The 14,031-nt window shown below is 57.5% G+C and carries 12 protein-coding genes; 7 read left to right on the top strand and 5 right to left on the bottom strand.

Annotated features, from left to right (window positions below; translation table 11 throughout):
* Positions 1-56: 56 nt before the first annotated feature.
* The 4 genes from V7730_RS14255 to V7730_RS14240 all read right to left on the bottom strand — a co-directional run bounded on the left by V7730_RS14255 (position 57) and on the right by V7730_RS14240 (position 4,844).
* A complete protein-coding gene (locus V7730_RS14255) occupies positions 57-2,771 on the bottom strand; it encodes an ATP-binding protein (RefSeq protein ID WP_335748268.1) in 2,715 nt (904 codons plus the stop codon).
* A complete protein-coding gene (locus V7730_RS14250; RefSeq protein ID WP_335748267.1) occupies positions 2,771-3,043 on the bottom strand; it encodes a hypothetical protein in 273 nt (90 codons plus the stop codon). Before V7730_RS14250 ends, V7730_RS14255 begins: the two co-directional genes overlap by 1 nt.
* A complete protein-coding gene (locus tag V7730_RS14245; protein WP_335748266.1) occupies positions 3,043-3,420 on the bottom strand; it encodes a response regulator transcription factor in 378 nt (125 codons plus the stop codon). The genes V7730_RS14250 and V7730_RS14245 overlap by 1 nt, the downstream gene beginning before the upstream one ends.
* 131 nt (positions 3,421-3,551) lie before the next feature.
* The gene (locus V7730_RS14240) at positions 3,552-4,844 is read right to left on the bottom strand and encodes a helix-turn-helix domain-containing protein (RefSeq protein ID WP_335748265.1); all 1,293 of its coding nucleotides are present in this window, start codon (positions 4,842-4,844) and stop codon (positions 3,552-3,554) included.
* Positions 4,845-5,079: 235 nt separating this feature from the next.
* Here V7730_RS14240 and V7730_RS14235 point away from each other — a divergent pair, with 235 nt between their 5' ends.
* The 5 genes from V7730_RS14235 (at position 5,080) to V7730_RS14215 (ending at position 10,368) form a co-directional block, all read left to right on the top strand.
* Positions 5,080-6,444: a substrate-binding protein gene (locus V7730_RS14235; protein ID WP_335748264.1), complete on the top strand. Its 1,365-nt coding sequence runs from the start codon at positions 5,080-5,082 to the stop codon at positions 6,442-6,444.
* Between the two features lie 126 nt (positions 6,445-6,570).
* Positions 6,571-7,602 carry a branched-chain amino acid ABC transporter permease gene (locus V7730_RS14230; protein ID WP_335748263.1) on the top strand — a complete coding sequence of 344 codons (1,032 nt, stop codon included), beginning with the start codon at positions 6,571-6,573 and terminating at the stop codon, positions 7,600-7,602.
* Positions 7,603-7,605: 3 nt separating this feature from the next.
* Positions 7,606-8,805, top strand: a complete 1,200-nt coding sequence (locus V7730_RS14225; protein WP_335748262.1) for a branched-chain amino acid ABC transporter permease — start codon at positions 7,606-7,608, stop codon at positions 8,803-8,805.
* A 12-nt stretch (positions 8,806-8,817) separates the two neighbouring features.
* Positions 8,818-9,579, top strand: coding sequence for an ABC transporter ATP-binding protein (locus V7730_RS14220; RefSeq protein WP_335748261.1), 762 nt, complete (start codon positions 8,818-8,820; stop codon positions 9,577-9,579).
* A 36-nt stretch (positions 9,580-9,615) separates the two neighbouring features.
* On the top strand, positions 9,616-10,368 hold the full coding sequence (locus V7730_RS14215) for an ABC transporter ATP-binding protein (protein WP_335748260.1): 753 nt from the start codon (positions 9,616-9,618) through the stop codon (positions 10,366-10,368).
* Between the two features lie 176 nt (positions 10,369-10,544).
* Here the strand turns inward: V7730_RS14215 and V7730_RS14210 are convergent, their stop codons facing one another.
* Positions 10,545-12,038 carry a class I adenylate-forming enzyme family protein gene (locus V7730_RS14210; RefSeq protein WP_335748259.1) on the bottom strand — a complete coding sequence of 498 codons (1,494 nt, stop codon included), beginning with the start codon at positions 12,036-12,038 and terminating at the stop codon, positions 10,545-10,547.
* 130 nt (positions 12,039-12,168) lie between these two features.
* On the opposite strand from V7730_RS14210, the gene accB reads away from it, so the two are divergent.
* Complete coding sequence (gene accB, locus V7730_RS14205) at positions 12,169-12,666, top strand: acetyl-CoA carboxylase biotin carboxyl carrier protein (protein WP_335748258.1); 498 nt, start codon at positions 12,169-12,171, stop codon at positions 12,664-12,666.
* Positions 12,667-12,677: 11 nt separating this feature from the next.
* Entirely contained in the window at positions 12,678-14,030 is a 1,353-nt protein-coding gene (gene accC, locus V7730_RS14200) for an acetyl-CoA carboxylase biotin carboxylase subunit (RefSeq protein ID WP_335748257.1), read from the top strand.
* Position 14,031 lies beyond the last annotated feature (1 nt).

Raw genomic sequence — 14,031 nt, 5'->3', positions numbered from 1 at the left:
CCGCACCTTTCTGGCGTCTCGGCTTTTGTCGTACAGGGGAATGGTTACCAGCATCTTTATGCCGACAATAATCGTTGCGCGCCGACTTGGGGCGTTATCCTGACAAGCTGCACCTCAAAGCTGCCGCCGGTTTCCTTTTGAACATAGCGGACTTCGCCGCCCAGACGGGTGATAATCTCACGGCAGATCGCAAGGCCCAGCCCCGCACCTTCGCCTTCTCCTCGTCCCAGACGGGCAAATTTCTCAAAGATCAGGCTCTGTGAGACTGTCGGGATGCCGCTGCCATTGTCGGTAAACGCGACGATCAAATCTTCTTCTTGCTGGCGCACAGCGATGGTCAAAACCGGACTGGCTGCGTCGCAATATTTAATCGCATTTGTCACAAGATTGATGAAAACCTGCGCCAACCTGTCGGCGTCAGTGAACAAGTCCACCTCTTCTGCACGCAGCTTGCGCTTGATCTCCACTCGCCGCGATGAAGACGCTTGTGCCGTTGTCACCGCCTGATCAATAATATCGCGCAAATTCACCTGACGTGCATTGAGCGAAACCTCACCGTTCTCCAACACCGAAAGATCCAGTAGATCATCCAGCAATCGCGTTAGACGAATGGCCTCGGAATGGATAATCGAGGCATAGCGGCTTTTCTCTGCCGAACTTAGTTCCTCAACATCGCGTAATATTTCCGAGAAGGACCGGATTGAGGTCATCGGCGTGCGCAGTTCATGGCTGATCTGGCTCAGAAAGTTGTCCTTTTGCAAAGAAAGCTGCATGAGTTTCTCATTGGCTTGGCTCAATTCCCGCGCAGTTTCGGTCAGCTGACGCGATTTCGTCTCAAGCTGGCTGGAATATTCAAGGATTTGTGCGGATTCGTCCGCCACCGCCATCAGGTCTTCGACAGAAATTGCCTGGCCGCCAATGATCTGGCTGATCATCGCGTTGGCCGTGGCCGCCCCGACCGAAGCGGCCAATTCCCGCTCCAGCGCTTGTACAAATTCAGGCGTCGGCACAGGTGGCCCGCCCACGCGGCCCTGCTGCAAGGCCTGCGCCACAAAGAAAGCCTGCGCTTCGGTTGCGCCCAGAATACGCTGGGACATGATCATCAGATCTTCTGCCCCGCCCTCAGAGGCTGACCACCCCCGCGCCGGTCCAGATGAGTGATCAAAAACATTCACGTATTGTGCGCCCTGCAAACGCTCCAACGGCGTGGGAAAGCTAAAGATCGAGACAACAAAGAAGAATAGAGTATTAAGCGACAGGCTCCACCAGACCGCATGCACCACCGGATCAAGGTCGGTGATTCCGAACAATGCTTCGGGCCGCAGCAGGCCCAACCCCAACAGACCGTGATCGAACACCGCAGCAGAAAGCGCCGCGTCAGGGCCAAAGCTAGGCAGCAGCATTGTGTAAAGCCAGATCACAAAACCCACGCTTAAGCCCGCTACAGCACCGATGCGCGTAGCTCCGCGCCAAAAGATGCCACCCAGCAAGGCAGGCAAAAACTGTGCCACGCCACCGAAAGAAATCAGACCAATCGCCGCCAGCGCCCCGGAGCCGCCGGAAGCGCGGTAATACAGATACCCCAGCGAGATGATCAGCAAGATTGACAGCCGCCGCGCGCGGATCACCACATCACGCACATCCCCCGATTGCTGGGCACCCGTCTCACCCAGCTTAAGCCAGAGCGGCATAACAATGTGGTTGGACATCATCGTGCTAAGCGCAAGTGTGGCCACGATAACCATTGACGTCGCCGAAGAGAAACCGCCCAAAAATGCCAGCATCGCCAGACCGTTCTGGCCTTGGCTCAGTGGGACGGTCAAAACATATAAGTCGGGGTTGGTACCTGCGGGCATCAGCTCCAACCCGACGACCGCGATGGGCACCACGAAAAGGCTCATCGCCATAAGATAGAGCGGGAAAGCCCAGCTTGCGATTTGCAGATGCCGCTCGTCATCATTCTCGACGACCATGACCTGAAACATCCGCGGCAAGCAGACAAGCGCCGCAGCAGACAACACAATCAATGCCGTCCAACGCCCGCCACCTGTGTGCCAAGTGGCGATCTGTGATGCGTCAATCCGCTCTAGCGTCTGTGAGACGCCGCCGGACAGGCCCCAGACCACGAAAACGCCCACGGCCAGCAGCGCGACCAATTTGACCACTGCCTCGACCGCGACAGCGATAACAACGCCGTGGTGACGCTCATTCGCGTTGAGATTTCGGGTCCCGAAGAGCACGGTAAACAGGGCCAGACCCGCCGCCACCCAAAAGGCTGCGTTCTCGGTGATCTGCGCCTCTTGTCCGCTGCTGGTCTCATGGCTGGCAAAGATGGAGACGGACAGGGTAACTGACTGCAATTGCAATGCAATATAAGGTGTCACCCCGACGACAGCCATGACGGTCACCATAACGGCCAATAGGTTGGACTTCCCATAACGGGCCGAAATCAGATCAGCCACGGAGGTGACCCTTTGCGCGCGCCCGATCCGTACCAACCGGCGCAACACCCACCACCAGCCGATCATCACCAATGATGGCCCGAGGTAGATCGTGACATACTCAAGGCCGGATCGCGCCGCATATCCCACCGCGCCGTAGAACGTCCATGCAGTGCAATAGATCGACAAGGATAAAGTGTAGACCAGCGGCGAGCGTAACAGCCAACCGCCGCGACCACGCAAAGCAGCGCGTTCAGCTAGAAACGCCACAAGGAACAGACCAGCGACATAAACGAGACAGACCGCGATCAGCAGGTTCAGCGTCACCATCAGTCAGGTGACCTAACTGCATCGGCATCAATCCTGTCACGGGTCTTGCGCCACAACGCGAAAGACGCGGTTATCGCAAGTAACCAGACCGAAAACACATACCATAGCGCAGTAGAAAGCGCGATTGGCTCCGCGCCGTCGTCGCCGTTCGGCCACATAGCAGGGATGACAACCCACAACAGCGCACCTAGAAACGGCAACATCCGCAGCGCATCCATAATCCTGCGCAGCCGGTAGCTACGCCTCTCCAGAAACAGGCGCCCTTCAGGCATCAGTTCACACGGCCGACTGTCAACTCCCGCACAGCAGTGAGCATTTCATCATTCGCAAACGGTTTGGTCATGAAGCGGCTGACCCCTGCTTGCAGGGCCATCTCGCGATCCCGAGCTTGCCCGCGTGCGGTCAGCATCAGTACTGGCATGCCCGCAAGACTGTCATCACAGCGCAATTCGGCAAGGATCTCAAAACCAGTCTTTCCCGGTAACATGACATCCAATATCACCAGATCCGGCCGCGCGGTGCGTATCACATCCGCCGCGTTTCCGCCATTCGCCAACGTTTCCACTCGCCAGCCGTCACGGCCCAGCAGAAATCTGATCGCTTCGGCGATGTTGGCTTCATCCTCCACCAACACAACATGTTTGCTCATGCAAACCTCCTCCCCCGTCTGCACAGCAGCGTGTCTGATCTAACGTCAGTTACACAGCTGTGGCTGGCGTAGAGGATGCACCGTTCCGCAGGCCGAGTCAAAACCTATGCCGCGCAAGCCCGGAAGAGAGCTTAGCCTTTCATGATAGAAGGTTCACGCCGCGCATAACACTTGTCCTGCGGACAGATCCGGCAGGTTGCACCCACGGCGCGCACTGGCTGGCTCGCATCTCCCGCTGGCGCGGGCAAAAGAAGCATCACACCGCGCGCAGGGACAGGGACGTTATAGTCATGGGCGGGTGCAAGTTCGGTCGTAGCAAAGGCATCAAATTGCATCTGCCCTCGCCCTAGCTGCCCCACCCGCTCGCGCAGGACCACTCCGGGGGCTGCAAGCGCGGCAAACAAGGGCCAAAGCGGACAGCAACTGTCGAAACGCGGCACCGAAAAACCGTCGACTGATTTGCGGAAAATTACGGTGCCAGAGCGGTCACAGACAACCAGCCCTGCCCCCAATGACGGCAAAGCCGCAAGGCGGCGCAGCATGACGGCAACCGGCACAGCGAACTGCCGCGCAAGCGCAACCGGACTGGCACCCTGCGAATCGACCGCTGACTGCACATCCTCAAGCGCCAATAATTGCGCATCGTCGCGCACCTGCTCCAGCACCCCTCGCAGAATGAACAAAGCAGCCTCAGATAAAGCAGGCCCCTGCCCGCGCAACACGTCCTCAATCCTGACAGTGGCGCTTTGCACCTCCAGTTGCGGAAAGTGATAGTCCTGCGCAGCGAGATAGGCCTCTACTTCTTCTTGAGGAGATTTTCCGCCGGTCGTGGTGCCTTTTCCCTGCTCTAGATAGCCGACCAGTGATTGCGCACTTTGGGCAAGCCTGCGGCTATCCGCATCAAGGTTGTTGTGGAAACGGTCCTGCCACTCACGCTCCAGTCCCGCATCACCAGCAAGGATTTCAGCGGTCGAGCGGACGGCGGCGGCGGTGGTCAGCAACTCATGCATTGAATCTGCCAGATAGGGATCATGCGCCATCCGGTCGCTTAGGCTTTCGACCGTGCGCTCAAGGGCCGCGACACGCCGCTGGCTGGCTGCAAGGGCCTCGGCCCAACCCGGAAAGCGGCCCGCAAATGCCTCCGCCAGCTGTGCGTCCTGAGCTGTCAGATTGGCGGCCTGTGCAGCCTCACCAAGCACGCCCAAAAGCGCCGCTTCAGCCCCTTCGGTCAGCGCCTGTGGCTCTACCTCAAGCGCACCGGCAATATCGAGCAAGAGCTTGCCGCCGATTCTGCGACGGTTATGCTCAATTAAGTTCAGGTAGCTTGCGGAAATGCCGATGGTACGGGCCAGATCGGCCTGCTTTATCCCCTGCATCACCCGTCGTTCACGAATACGACTGCCTGTCAGGCTTTCACGTGCCATGGTGGTCTGGCGCGCTATTTGCGTCCGAAATCAGTAGCTTTCTGCGCTGCAACATCACTAACTTTACACCTTTCGCAAATCTCATGTTCATTTATTTACAAATAAATTCATTCAATCAAGGCCCTTATTGCGAGCGACCCCTCCCACCCCGATACTGCATTTGCACGGTTTACGTGCCGGCGCCAACACTCGGGAGAAAGTGTGGTGCCTGTTTCAACACTTTCGGGAGGACTTCATGTCAATCTTTAATCCGACACGTCGCGGTCTGATCAAAACCGGCGCATTCGCCGGTGCCGGTCTTGCACTGCCAACATATCTGCGCGCCGACGCGCATGCCGGTTACACCAACGCCCCACAAGGCGACACAGTCACACTGGGCTTCAACGTGCCACAGTCCGGCCCCTACGCGGATGAAGGCGCCGACGAGCTACGCGCATTCGAGCTGGCTGTCGAGCACCTGAACGGCGAAGGCGATGGCGGCATGCTACAAACCTTCAGCTCCAAAGTGCTGGACGGTACGGGCATTTTGGGCAAGAAAGTCCAGTTCGTGACAGGTGACACCCAGACCAAGTCTGACGCCGCACGCGCATCTGCCAAGTCGATGATCGAAAAAGACGGCGCGGTGATGATCTCCGGTGGTTCGTCTTCCGGCGTTGCCGTGGCTGTTCAGGCTCTGTGCCAAGAAGCCGGCATCATCTTTATGGCGGGTCTGACCCACGCCAACGACACAACAGGTAAAGACAAGCGGGCCAACGGCTTCCGCCACTTCTTCAACTCTTACATGTCCGGTGCGGCCCTCGCGCCAATCCTTGTCAACGAATATGGCGCGGATCGCAAAGCCTACCACCTGACTGCAGACTACAACTGGGGCTACACCACAGAAGAAGCCGTGCGTTCCTCTACCGAGGCGTTGGGCTGGGAAACTGTCAACGCAGTGAAAACACCGCTGACACAGACAGACTTCTCTGCGTATATCGCACCTGTTTTGCAATCTGGCGCAGATGTGCTGGTTCTGAACCACTACGGCGGAAACATGGTCAACTCACTGACCAACGCTGTGCAGTTCGGCCTGCGCGACAAGATGGTCAACGGCAAGAAGTTCGAGATCGTTGTGCCGCTCTACTCCGAGCTGATGGCTCGTGGTGCGGGTGCCAACATCAAAGGCATCATCGGCTCGCAGAACTGGGACTGGTCACTCGAAGACAAACTGGGCGCGCGCTACACCGGAACCAACGCCTTCGTTCAGTCCTTCGGTACAAAGTACGGCTTCCCACCATCGCAGGCGGCGCACACATGCTACGTGCAAACACTGCTTTATGCGGATGCGGTTACACGCGGTAAATCCTTCAACCCATGCTCCGTCGCAGAAGCGCTGGCAGGGTTTGAATTCGACGGTCTGGGCAACGGCCCGACACTTTACCGTGCCGACGACCACCAGTGCTTCAAAGACGTTCTGGTCGTGAAGGGTAAAGAGAACCCCGACAACCAGTACGATCTGGTTGAAATCGTCGAAGTGACACCAACCGCGCAGGTCACATACGCACCTGACCACCCGCAGTTTGCCGGTGGTTCACTGGGAACATGCAACCCGGGCGCTTAATCGCCTGATTACCGTGCGGGGCGGGCCATGTGCCTGCCCTGCACCACCACCGATTTTCTATTTATTAGCCCGCAAATCCGCCAAACGCCCTTGGGCGCGCAGCATTCGTGACAGATGGGACGGACCATGGACGCAATTCTCCTTCAAATTCTCAACGGCCTCGACAAAGGATCTGCCTACGCGCTGATTGCTTTGGGCCTGACGTTGATTTTCGGCACGCTGGGGGTGGTAAACTTCGCCCACGGCGCGCTGTTCATGATCGGTGCCTTCTGCGCCGTGACCTTCACCAATCTGCTGACGCTGAGCCACATCGTCATTGACGACACGCGCAAGGATTTTCTGGGCAATCCGATGAAGGTCGAAGTGCCTTACATCTATGATTGGTTCGGACAAGAGACAGGCGATGCGCTTATTGACTGGGCGGTGCCGCTGTCGATCCTGTTCGCTATTCCTGTGATGGTCGCCATCGGCTTCATCATGGAGCGCGGGCTGATCAAGCACTTCTACAAGCGCCCCCATGCGGACCAGATCCTTGTGACCTTCGGTCTGGCAATCGTGATGGCAGAAATTATCAAATACTACTATGGAGCCAACCCGATCCCGACACCCGCCCCCGCGGCCTTTGCCGGATCGTACGACTTTGGAGCGCTGCTTGGATATGATCCCAACACGATCATCTACCCCTACTGGCGCTTGATCTACTTCGCCTTCGCAGCCGTTGTAATCGGTGCCGTGTTTGCCTTTTTGCAGTTCACCACCTTCGGCATGGTTGTGCGGGCCGGCATGGCCGACCGTGAGACAGTGGGCCTGCTGGGCATCAATATCGACAAACGCTTTACCATCATGTTCGGCATTGCTGCTGCGGTGGCAGGGCTTGCCGGTGTGATGTACGCGCCGATCAACTCGCCCAACTATAACATGGGCATGGACTTTCTGGTGCTGAGCTTTGTTGTGGTGGTTGTTGGCGGCATGGGCTCTTTGCCCGGTGCGGTGCTGGCGGGCTTCCTTCTGGGCATCCTTGAAAGCTTTGCCTCGATGTCTGTGGTGCTGGATATCATTCCGGGCATCAACCAGATCATCATCTATCTTGTTGCGATCATCATTTTGCTGACGCGTCCCCGTGGCCTGATGGGCCGCAAAGGCGTGATGGAGGACTAAACCATGCTCGGACTGACAAAACGCGATGCGGGGCTGCTGGTGATCGTTGCCATTCTCTGCCTCTTTGCTCCCTTCCTTTTGAACCCCTTTCCTGAAGGCTCTGCCATGGCGCAGTTCAACGCGGGCTATCCCGACTTGATGCAGCGTCTGGTGATCTTTGGCATCTTTGCCATCGGCTTTAACATCCTGTTTGGCCTGACGGGCTATCTCAGCTTTGGCCATGCTGCCTTTCTGGGTGTCGGTTCCTACGCCGCGATCTGGATGATGAAGCTGCTGACGATGAACATCATTCCGGCGATCTTCATCTCGGTTCTTGTTGCGGGCCTGTTCTCGCTGCTGGTGGGGTGGATTTCACTGCGCCGCTCGGGCATCTACTTCTCTATCCTGACGCTGGCCTTTGCCCAGATGTCTTATGCGCTGGCCTATTCGGTTTTGACCCCTATCACCGGTGGTGAAACCGGCCTTCAGCCAAAATTCTCTGATCCACGCATCCTCGACGCAATTCCAGCCGACGGCCGGACACCACAAGCCAACCTGTTCGGACTGGAGATGAAGTCCACCAGCGAGTGGGCTGTGGGCGACTGGGTGTTCACCTTCAACGTGGGCTACTACGTGGCCGCGCTGATCATGCTGGTCGTTTTCTACCTGTCGATCCGCATCTTCCGCTCTCCCTTCGGCATGATGCTGCGGGCTGTAAAGTCCAACCAGCAGCGGATGAACTACACCGGTCTCAACTCAAAGCCCTATACACTCGCGGCCTTTGTGATCTCTGGCATGTACGCCGGTCTGGCCGGCGGTCTGCTGGTGGCCATGGACACACAGGTGGGTGCAGAGCGCATGTTCTGGACAGCCTCTGGCGAGGTGGTGTTGATGACCATCCTTGGCGGTGCAGGCACCTTGATCGGTCCGGTACTCGGTGCAGGTTTCATCAAGTACATGGAAAACATCGTCTCCAAGATCAACAAATCCGTGCTTGAGCAGTGGTTTGCCTTCCTTCCCGACGGGATCGAAGATCTGCTGATCACACTGGTCTACCCCTTCGTGGGCAAAGGCTGGCACCTTACGCTGGGTCTGTTGTTCATGCTTGTTGTGATCTTCCTGCCCGGTGGTCTGGTCGAAGGTGGTCAGCGTATTGGCAAACTCTTCCGCCGTAAAAAAGCTGATCCGAAATCGCCTGACGGCAAAACCACACCTGCTGAATAAGGAGCGCATGACATGGGTATTCTCGAAGTTAAAAACGTCAACAAGCGCTTCGGCGGGTTGCAAGCGCTGGGGAACGTAAACCTCAGCATTGCAGAAAACACCGTCCACGCGATCATTGGCCCCAATGGCGCTGGCAAATCCACCCTGCTCAACTGTCTGGTGGGTAAGCTAATCCCCGACACCGGTTCTGTCATGTTTGACGGCCAATCGGTGCTGGGCCGCAAGCCTTACCAGATCAACCAGATGGGCATCTCCCGCGTGTTTCAGACGCCAGAAATCTTTGGCGATCTGAACGTGATGGAGAACATGTTGATCCCCTGCTTTGCCAAACGGGACGGCGCCTTTAGCCTGCATGCCCTCGGCAGCATCGACTCCGAACAGGACGTGGTCGAAAAGGCCAAGAAGATGCTGGAGGACATGAACCTCTATGACAAACGTGACATGCACGCATCGTCCATGTCACGCGGTGACAAGCGTCGTCTAGAAATCGCCATGTGCCTAAGCCAGGAGCCGCGCCTGCTGCTGCTGGATGAACCCACAGCCGGTATGGCTCGTGCGGACACCAACAACACCATCGACCTGCTCAAGCAGATCAAGGAAGAGCGTGACATCACCATCGCCATCATCGAGCATGACATGCACGTGGTATTTTCCTTGGCCGAGCGGATCACCGTGTTGGCCCAAGGCACGCCTCTGGTTGAAGATACGCCCGACAACATCAAGGGCCACCCAAAAGTGAAAGAAGCCTATCTCGGGGAGACGCAGGAAGTTTAATCCACCTGCCCTACCCGTATCCAAAGGACACATGACATGACCACTCAAACAACAAATATGAACGCCAGCCACGCCGCTTCGGCCCCCGCCTTTCTGTCGGTCTGGGACATCCACGCCTCCTACGGCGAAAGCTATATCGTCCAAGGCGTCAGCTTTAACGTGCATGAGGGCGAGATTCTTGCGCTTCTGGGCCGTAATGGCGCGGGTAAAACATCAACCCTGCGCACCATTGCGCAGATTGGTGATCCGCAGCTGACCCATGGCGAAGTCTGGCTTGACCACCAACCGCTTCACAAGATGAAAAGCTATGAAGCATCTGCCGCCGGTCTGGCGCTGGTGCCAGAAGATCGCCGCATCATCGCGGGCCTGACCGTCGAGGAAAATCTAAAGCTGGCTCAAATCGCGCCGCCCATCGGCTGGTCTCTGGAGCGTGTGTATGAGCTGTTTCCCCGTTTGGGAGAGCGCAAAAAGCAGGAAGGCACCACGCTTTCTGGTGGGGAGCAGCAAATGCTCGCCATCGCGCGCGCCCTATGCCGCGACATCAAGGTGCTGCTGCTGGATGAGCCTTATGAGGGTCTGGCCCCTGTTATTGTCGACGAGATCGAAAAGATGCTTTCGATCATCAAGGCACAGGGTATCACGACAATTTTGGTTGAGCAGAACGCCGTGCGTGCCCTGAAACTGGCTGACCGCGCTGTGATCCTTGATACGGGCGGAGTTGTGTTTGACGGGACAGCGCAAGAAGTGCTTGAGAACGAAGCGCTTCGTGCAGAATACCTCGCGATTTGACGCAACGCGCTGCATTTGCAGTGAGATGAACATGGAATTGACCCGCTTTGGCGGGTTTTTTCTTATATGCTGGTTCACGGACGCGGGTCACGCGCTTGCCCGCAAACTTCAAGGCACAAACAAGTGCGTCTCTGGCTCTGCCAACAAGCCTGACATATCCATCAGTGGGTCGGCAGCTATTCTTGGACGGGCTCAAGCTGCGTGCGAAGCGCGGTCTTCAGGACTTTTCCGTAGTTGTTCTTTGGCAGCTCCGGCATCCGGATATAGCGCTTGGGCCGCTTGAAGCGGGCGATATTTTCCAGACACAAGGCATCCAATTCAGCCTCGGGCGCTTCACCTACAACAAATGCCACCACTTCTTCGCCCCAGTCAGCATGCTGTGCGCCTACAACAGACGCTTCGCTGATCTCTGGATGGCGCAGCAGCACTTCTTCAACCTCTCTCGGATAGACATTGGAACCGCCCGTAATAATCACATCCTTGGAACGATCCTGAAGCGTCAGATAGCCGACCGCATCCAGATGCCCGATGTCACCGGTCATGAGCCAGCCGTCTTTCAACGTCTTGGCGGTTGCTGCTGGGTTGTTCCAGTAACCGAGCATCACCGGTGCACCGCGCACCATGATTTCACCCGACTGACCATCAGGCAGAGGCGCGCCCTGAGCATCGCCAATCTGGACCTCCACCACGGATTGCGCCCGCCCGACCGAGCCGAGTCGCGCCCGCCAGTCAGGATTGTTGCGGTCAGCCACATCGTGACGCGGCAGTGCAGTGATCGTCATTGGGCACTCCCCCTGTCCGTAAATTTGCACGAAAACCGGCCCGAAATGATCAACCGCCGCTATGATATCAGCAGTATACATCGGCCCGCCTGCATAGACTATCGTGCGCAGCCCCTCTCCCGAACGCTTTGCCGCTATCGCCCCATCCGTCAGCCGCTTAACCATCGTGGGGGCCGCGAACATGTGACACCTGCCGAACTCTGCGGCCAGATCAAGGATTTCAGCGATCCCAAAGCCACCCGACTTAGGGATCACATGCCGCGCGGCGGCCTGCACGTGAACGAAGTTGTAAAGTCCGGCACCATGGCTCAGCGGTGCAGCATAGATCGCAGCATCCTGCGCGCTCACACTGTCCACATCCATGCCATAGCTCAGCGACATCGCCATCAGCATGCCATGCGTGATCATCACGCCCTTCGGCGTGCCGGTGGTGCCCGACGTATAGAACAGCCACGCGATATCACCAGCAGCGCGCGGAGCAATCTGCGTGCCCTGCGATGCAAAGAGAGATCGGGGCGCACTACAGTCACAGGGCGCGTTTGCCGCCTTCAGCTTTGTGTGATGCACAAGGTCTGTCAGGCACAGCACGGCACCGCTGTCTTGCAAGATATACACAGCCTCGCGTCCATGCAGCTTTGCGTTAACAGGCACAGCAACAGCCCCCGCAAAAAGCACGCCGTAAAGCCCCAGCAACCAATCAGGGTGGTTGTCCATAAAAATACCGATACGGTCTCCGGCACGAATGCCGCGCGCCAACAGCCCCGCCGCCAAGCGGGCGGCGTTGTCGTGAAACGTGCCATAATCGCAAATCTCACCTGCGCCGTAGAATAGCGCGGGCCGCGCTGGATGTGCCGTGGCGGTGCGGGCCAGCCAGTTTGCTATGTTCATATCGATGCTCCCGTTGTGCGTTTTACGAAGGGTAAAGTCGCGCCTTTCAATGCGCCTGTCCATGCCATATAAGCGCCTCCAAAGGGTGCGCCAGACGCGCCCGCCCCCTTCGCAACGGTCGAGGAACCATATGACAAAAAATACACATGATGCCGACGTCGCGTTTATCCGCGCTTTGGCCGAGCTGCTGAACGAAAACGACCTGACAGAGATTCAGGTTAAGCGTGATTATGCCGAGGATGACAGCCTGAACGTGCGCGTCTCCCGCAAACCACCCCAGCAGATCATGGCGCCACAGGCCATGCACGCAGCGCCAGCGCCAATGGCATCTCCTGCGCCTGCCGCTTTGGCAGCGCCTGATGCGACAACAGGCAATGCTGATCCGTCTTCTGATCCCGGTGCCGTTTCCTCGCCCATGGTGGGAACTGTCTATACCTCGCCAGAGCCCGGTGCCCCTGCCTTTATCGCTGTGGGCAAGCAAGTTGCCGAAGGCGACACGCTGATCATTGTGGAAGCCATGAAAACCATGAACCACATTCCCGCGCCCCGCGCAGGTACCATAAAACGCATTCTGGTCGAAGACGGTGCAGCCGTCGAATTTGGTTCACCGCTTGTGATCCTCGAATAAGGGGACCCGACATGTTCAACAAAATCCTTGTCGCCAACCGCGGTGAGATTGCTCTGCGCGTCATCCGTGCCGCGCGCGAAATGGGCATTGCCTCGGTCGCGGTTCACTCCACTGCCGACAGTGACGCCATGCACGTGCGCATGGCGGATGAAAGCGTGTGCATTGGCCCGCCGTCATCCCAGCAATCCTATCTGTCGATTCCCGCGATCATCGCTGCCTGTGAAATCACCGGCGCCGAAGCAATCCACCCCGGCTATGGTTTCCTTTCCGAAAATGCCGGTTTTGTGCAGATCGTCGAAGATCACGGCCTGACCTTCATCGGCCCCACAGCCGAACACATCCGTATCATGGGCGACAAGATCACCGCCAAGGATACGATGAAAGCTCTTGGTGTGCCTTGTGTACCCGGCTCTGACGGTGGCGTCGCCACGTTGGAGGATGCCAAGCGTATCGGAGAAGAGGTCGGCTATCCCGTGATCATCAAAGCCACCGCAGGTGGTGGTGGCAAGGGCATGAAAGTCGCCCAATCCGCCAAAGACATGGAAAAAGCCTACCAGACCGCACGGGCCGAGGGTAAATCGAACTTCGGCAACGACGAAGTCTACATCGAGAAATACCTCACCACACCGCGCCACATCGAAATTCAGGTGTTTGGCGATGGCAAAGGCAAAGCGGTCCATCTGGGTGAGCGGGATTGCTCGCTCCAGCGGCGCCACCAGAAGGTGTTCGAGGAAGCCCCTGGCCCCTCCATCACACCCGAAGAACGTGCGCGCATCGGTAAAGTTTGCTCGGATGCGGTTTCCAACATCAACTACATCGGTGCCGGCACGATCGAGTTTCTTTATGAGAACGGCGAGTTCTATTTCATTGAAATGAACACCCGTCTTCAGGTGGAACATCCCGTGACCGAAGCCATCTTTGGCGTCGATCTGGTGCGTGAGCAGATTCGCGTAGCCTCTGGCCTGCCGATGTCGTGGGAACAGGACGATTTGCAGATCAATGGCCACGCCATCGAAGTGCGCATCAACGCGGAAAAGCTACCCAACTTTGCGCCCTGCCCCGGCAAGATCACGCAATACCATGCCCCCGGCGGCTTGGGTGTGCGGATGGATAGCGCGCTGTATGACGGCTATAAAATTCCGCCCTATTACGACAGCCTGATTGGCAAACTCATCGTACATGGCCGCGATCGGCCAGAGGCGCTTGCCCGTCTCAACCGGGCTTTGGGTGAACTGATCGTGGACGGTGTGGACACAACTGTGCCCCTCTTCCATGCGCTGCTACAAGAGGCCGACATCCACTCTGGTGGATATAACATCCACTGGCTGGAGCATTGGCTGGAAACAAACCTCGGGGATGCCTGAG

Origin of the sequence: Sulfitobacter sp., from assembly GCF_036961165.1 — a bacterium.
In the GTDB taxonomy this organism is placed as follows: domain Bacteria; phylum Pseudomonadota; class Alphaproteobacteria; order Rhodobacterales; family Rhodobacteraceae; genus Sulfitobacter.
The sequence above is the reverse complement of the archived record's forward strand: the minus strand, read 5'-3'. Positions and strand labels throughout refer to the sequence as shown.

Coding starts and splice junctions, on each gene's coding strand:
- V7730_RS14215 (WP_335748260.1), top strand. CDS start 9,616: ATGACCACTCAAACAACAAATATGAACGCCAGCCACGCCGCTTCGGCC.
- V7730_RS14235 (WP_335748264.1), top strand. CDS start 5,080: ATGTCAATCTTTAATCCGACACGTCGCGGTCTGATCAAAACCGGCGCA.
- accC (WP_335748257.1), top strand. CDS start 12,678: ATGTTCAACAAAATCCTTGTCGCCAACCGCGGTGAGATTGCTCTGCGC.
- V7730_RS14220 (WP_335748261.1), top strand. CDS start 8,818: ATGGGTATTCTCGAAGTTAAAAACGTCAACAAGCGCTTCGGCGGGTTG.
- accB (WP_335748258.1), top strand. CDS start 12,169: ATGACAAAAAATACACATGATGCCGACGTCGCGTTTATCCGCGCTTTG.
- V7730_RS14240 (WP_335748265.1), bottom strand. CDS start 4,844: ATGGCACGTGAAAGCCTGACAGGCAGTCGTATTCGTGAACGACGGGTG.
- V7730_RS14210 (WP_335748259.1), bottom strand. CDS start 12,038: ATGAACATAGCAAACTGGCTGGCCCGCACCGCCACGGCACATCCAGCG.
- V7730_RS14250 (WP_335748267.1), bottom strand. CDS start 3,043: ATGCCTGAAGGGCGCCTGTTTCTGGAGAGGCGTAGCTACCGGCTGCGC.
- V7730_RS14255 (WP_335748268.1), bottom strand. CDS start 2,771: ATGGTGACGCTGAACCTGCTGATCGCGGTCTGTCTCGTTTATGTCGCT.
- V7730_RS14230 (WP_335748263.1), top strand. CDS start 6,571: ATGGACGCAATTCTCCTTCAAATTCTCAACGGCCTCGACAAAGGATCT.
- V7730_RS14245 (WP_335748266.1), bottom strand. CDS start 3,420: ATGAGCAAACATGTTGTGTTGGTGGAGGATGAAGCCAACATCGCCGAA.
- V7730_RS14225 (WP_335748262.1), top strand. CDS start 7,606: ATGCTCGGACTGACAAAACGCGATGCGGGGCTGCTGGTGATCGTTGCC.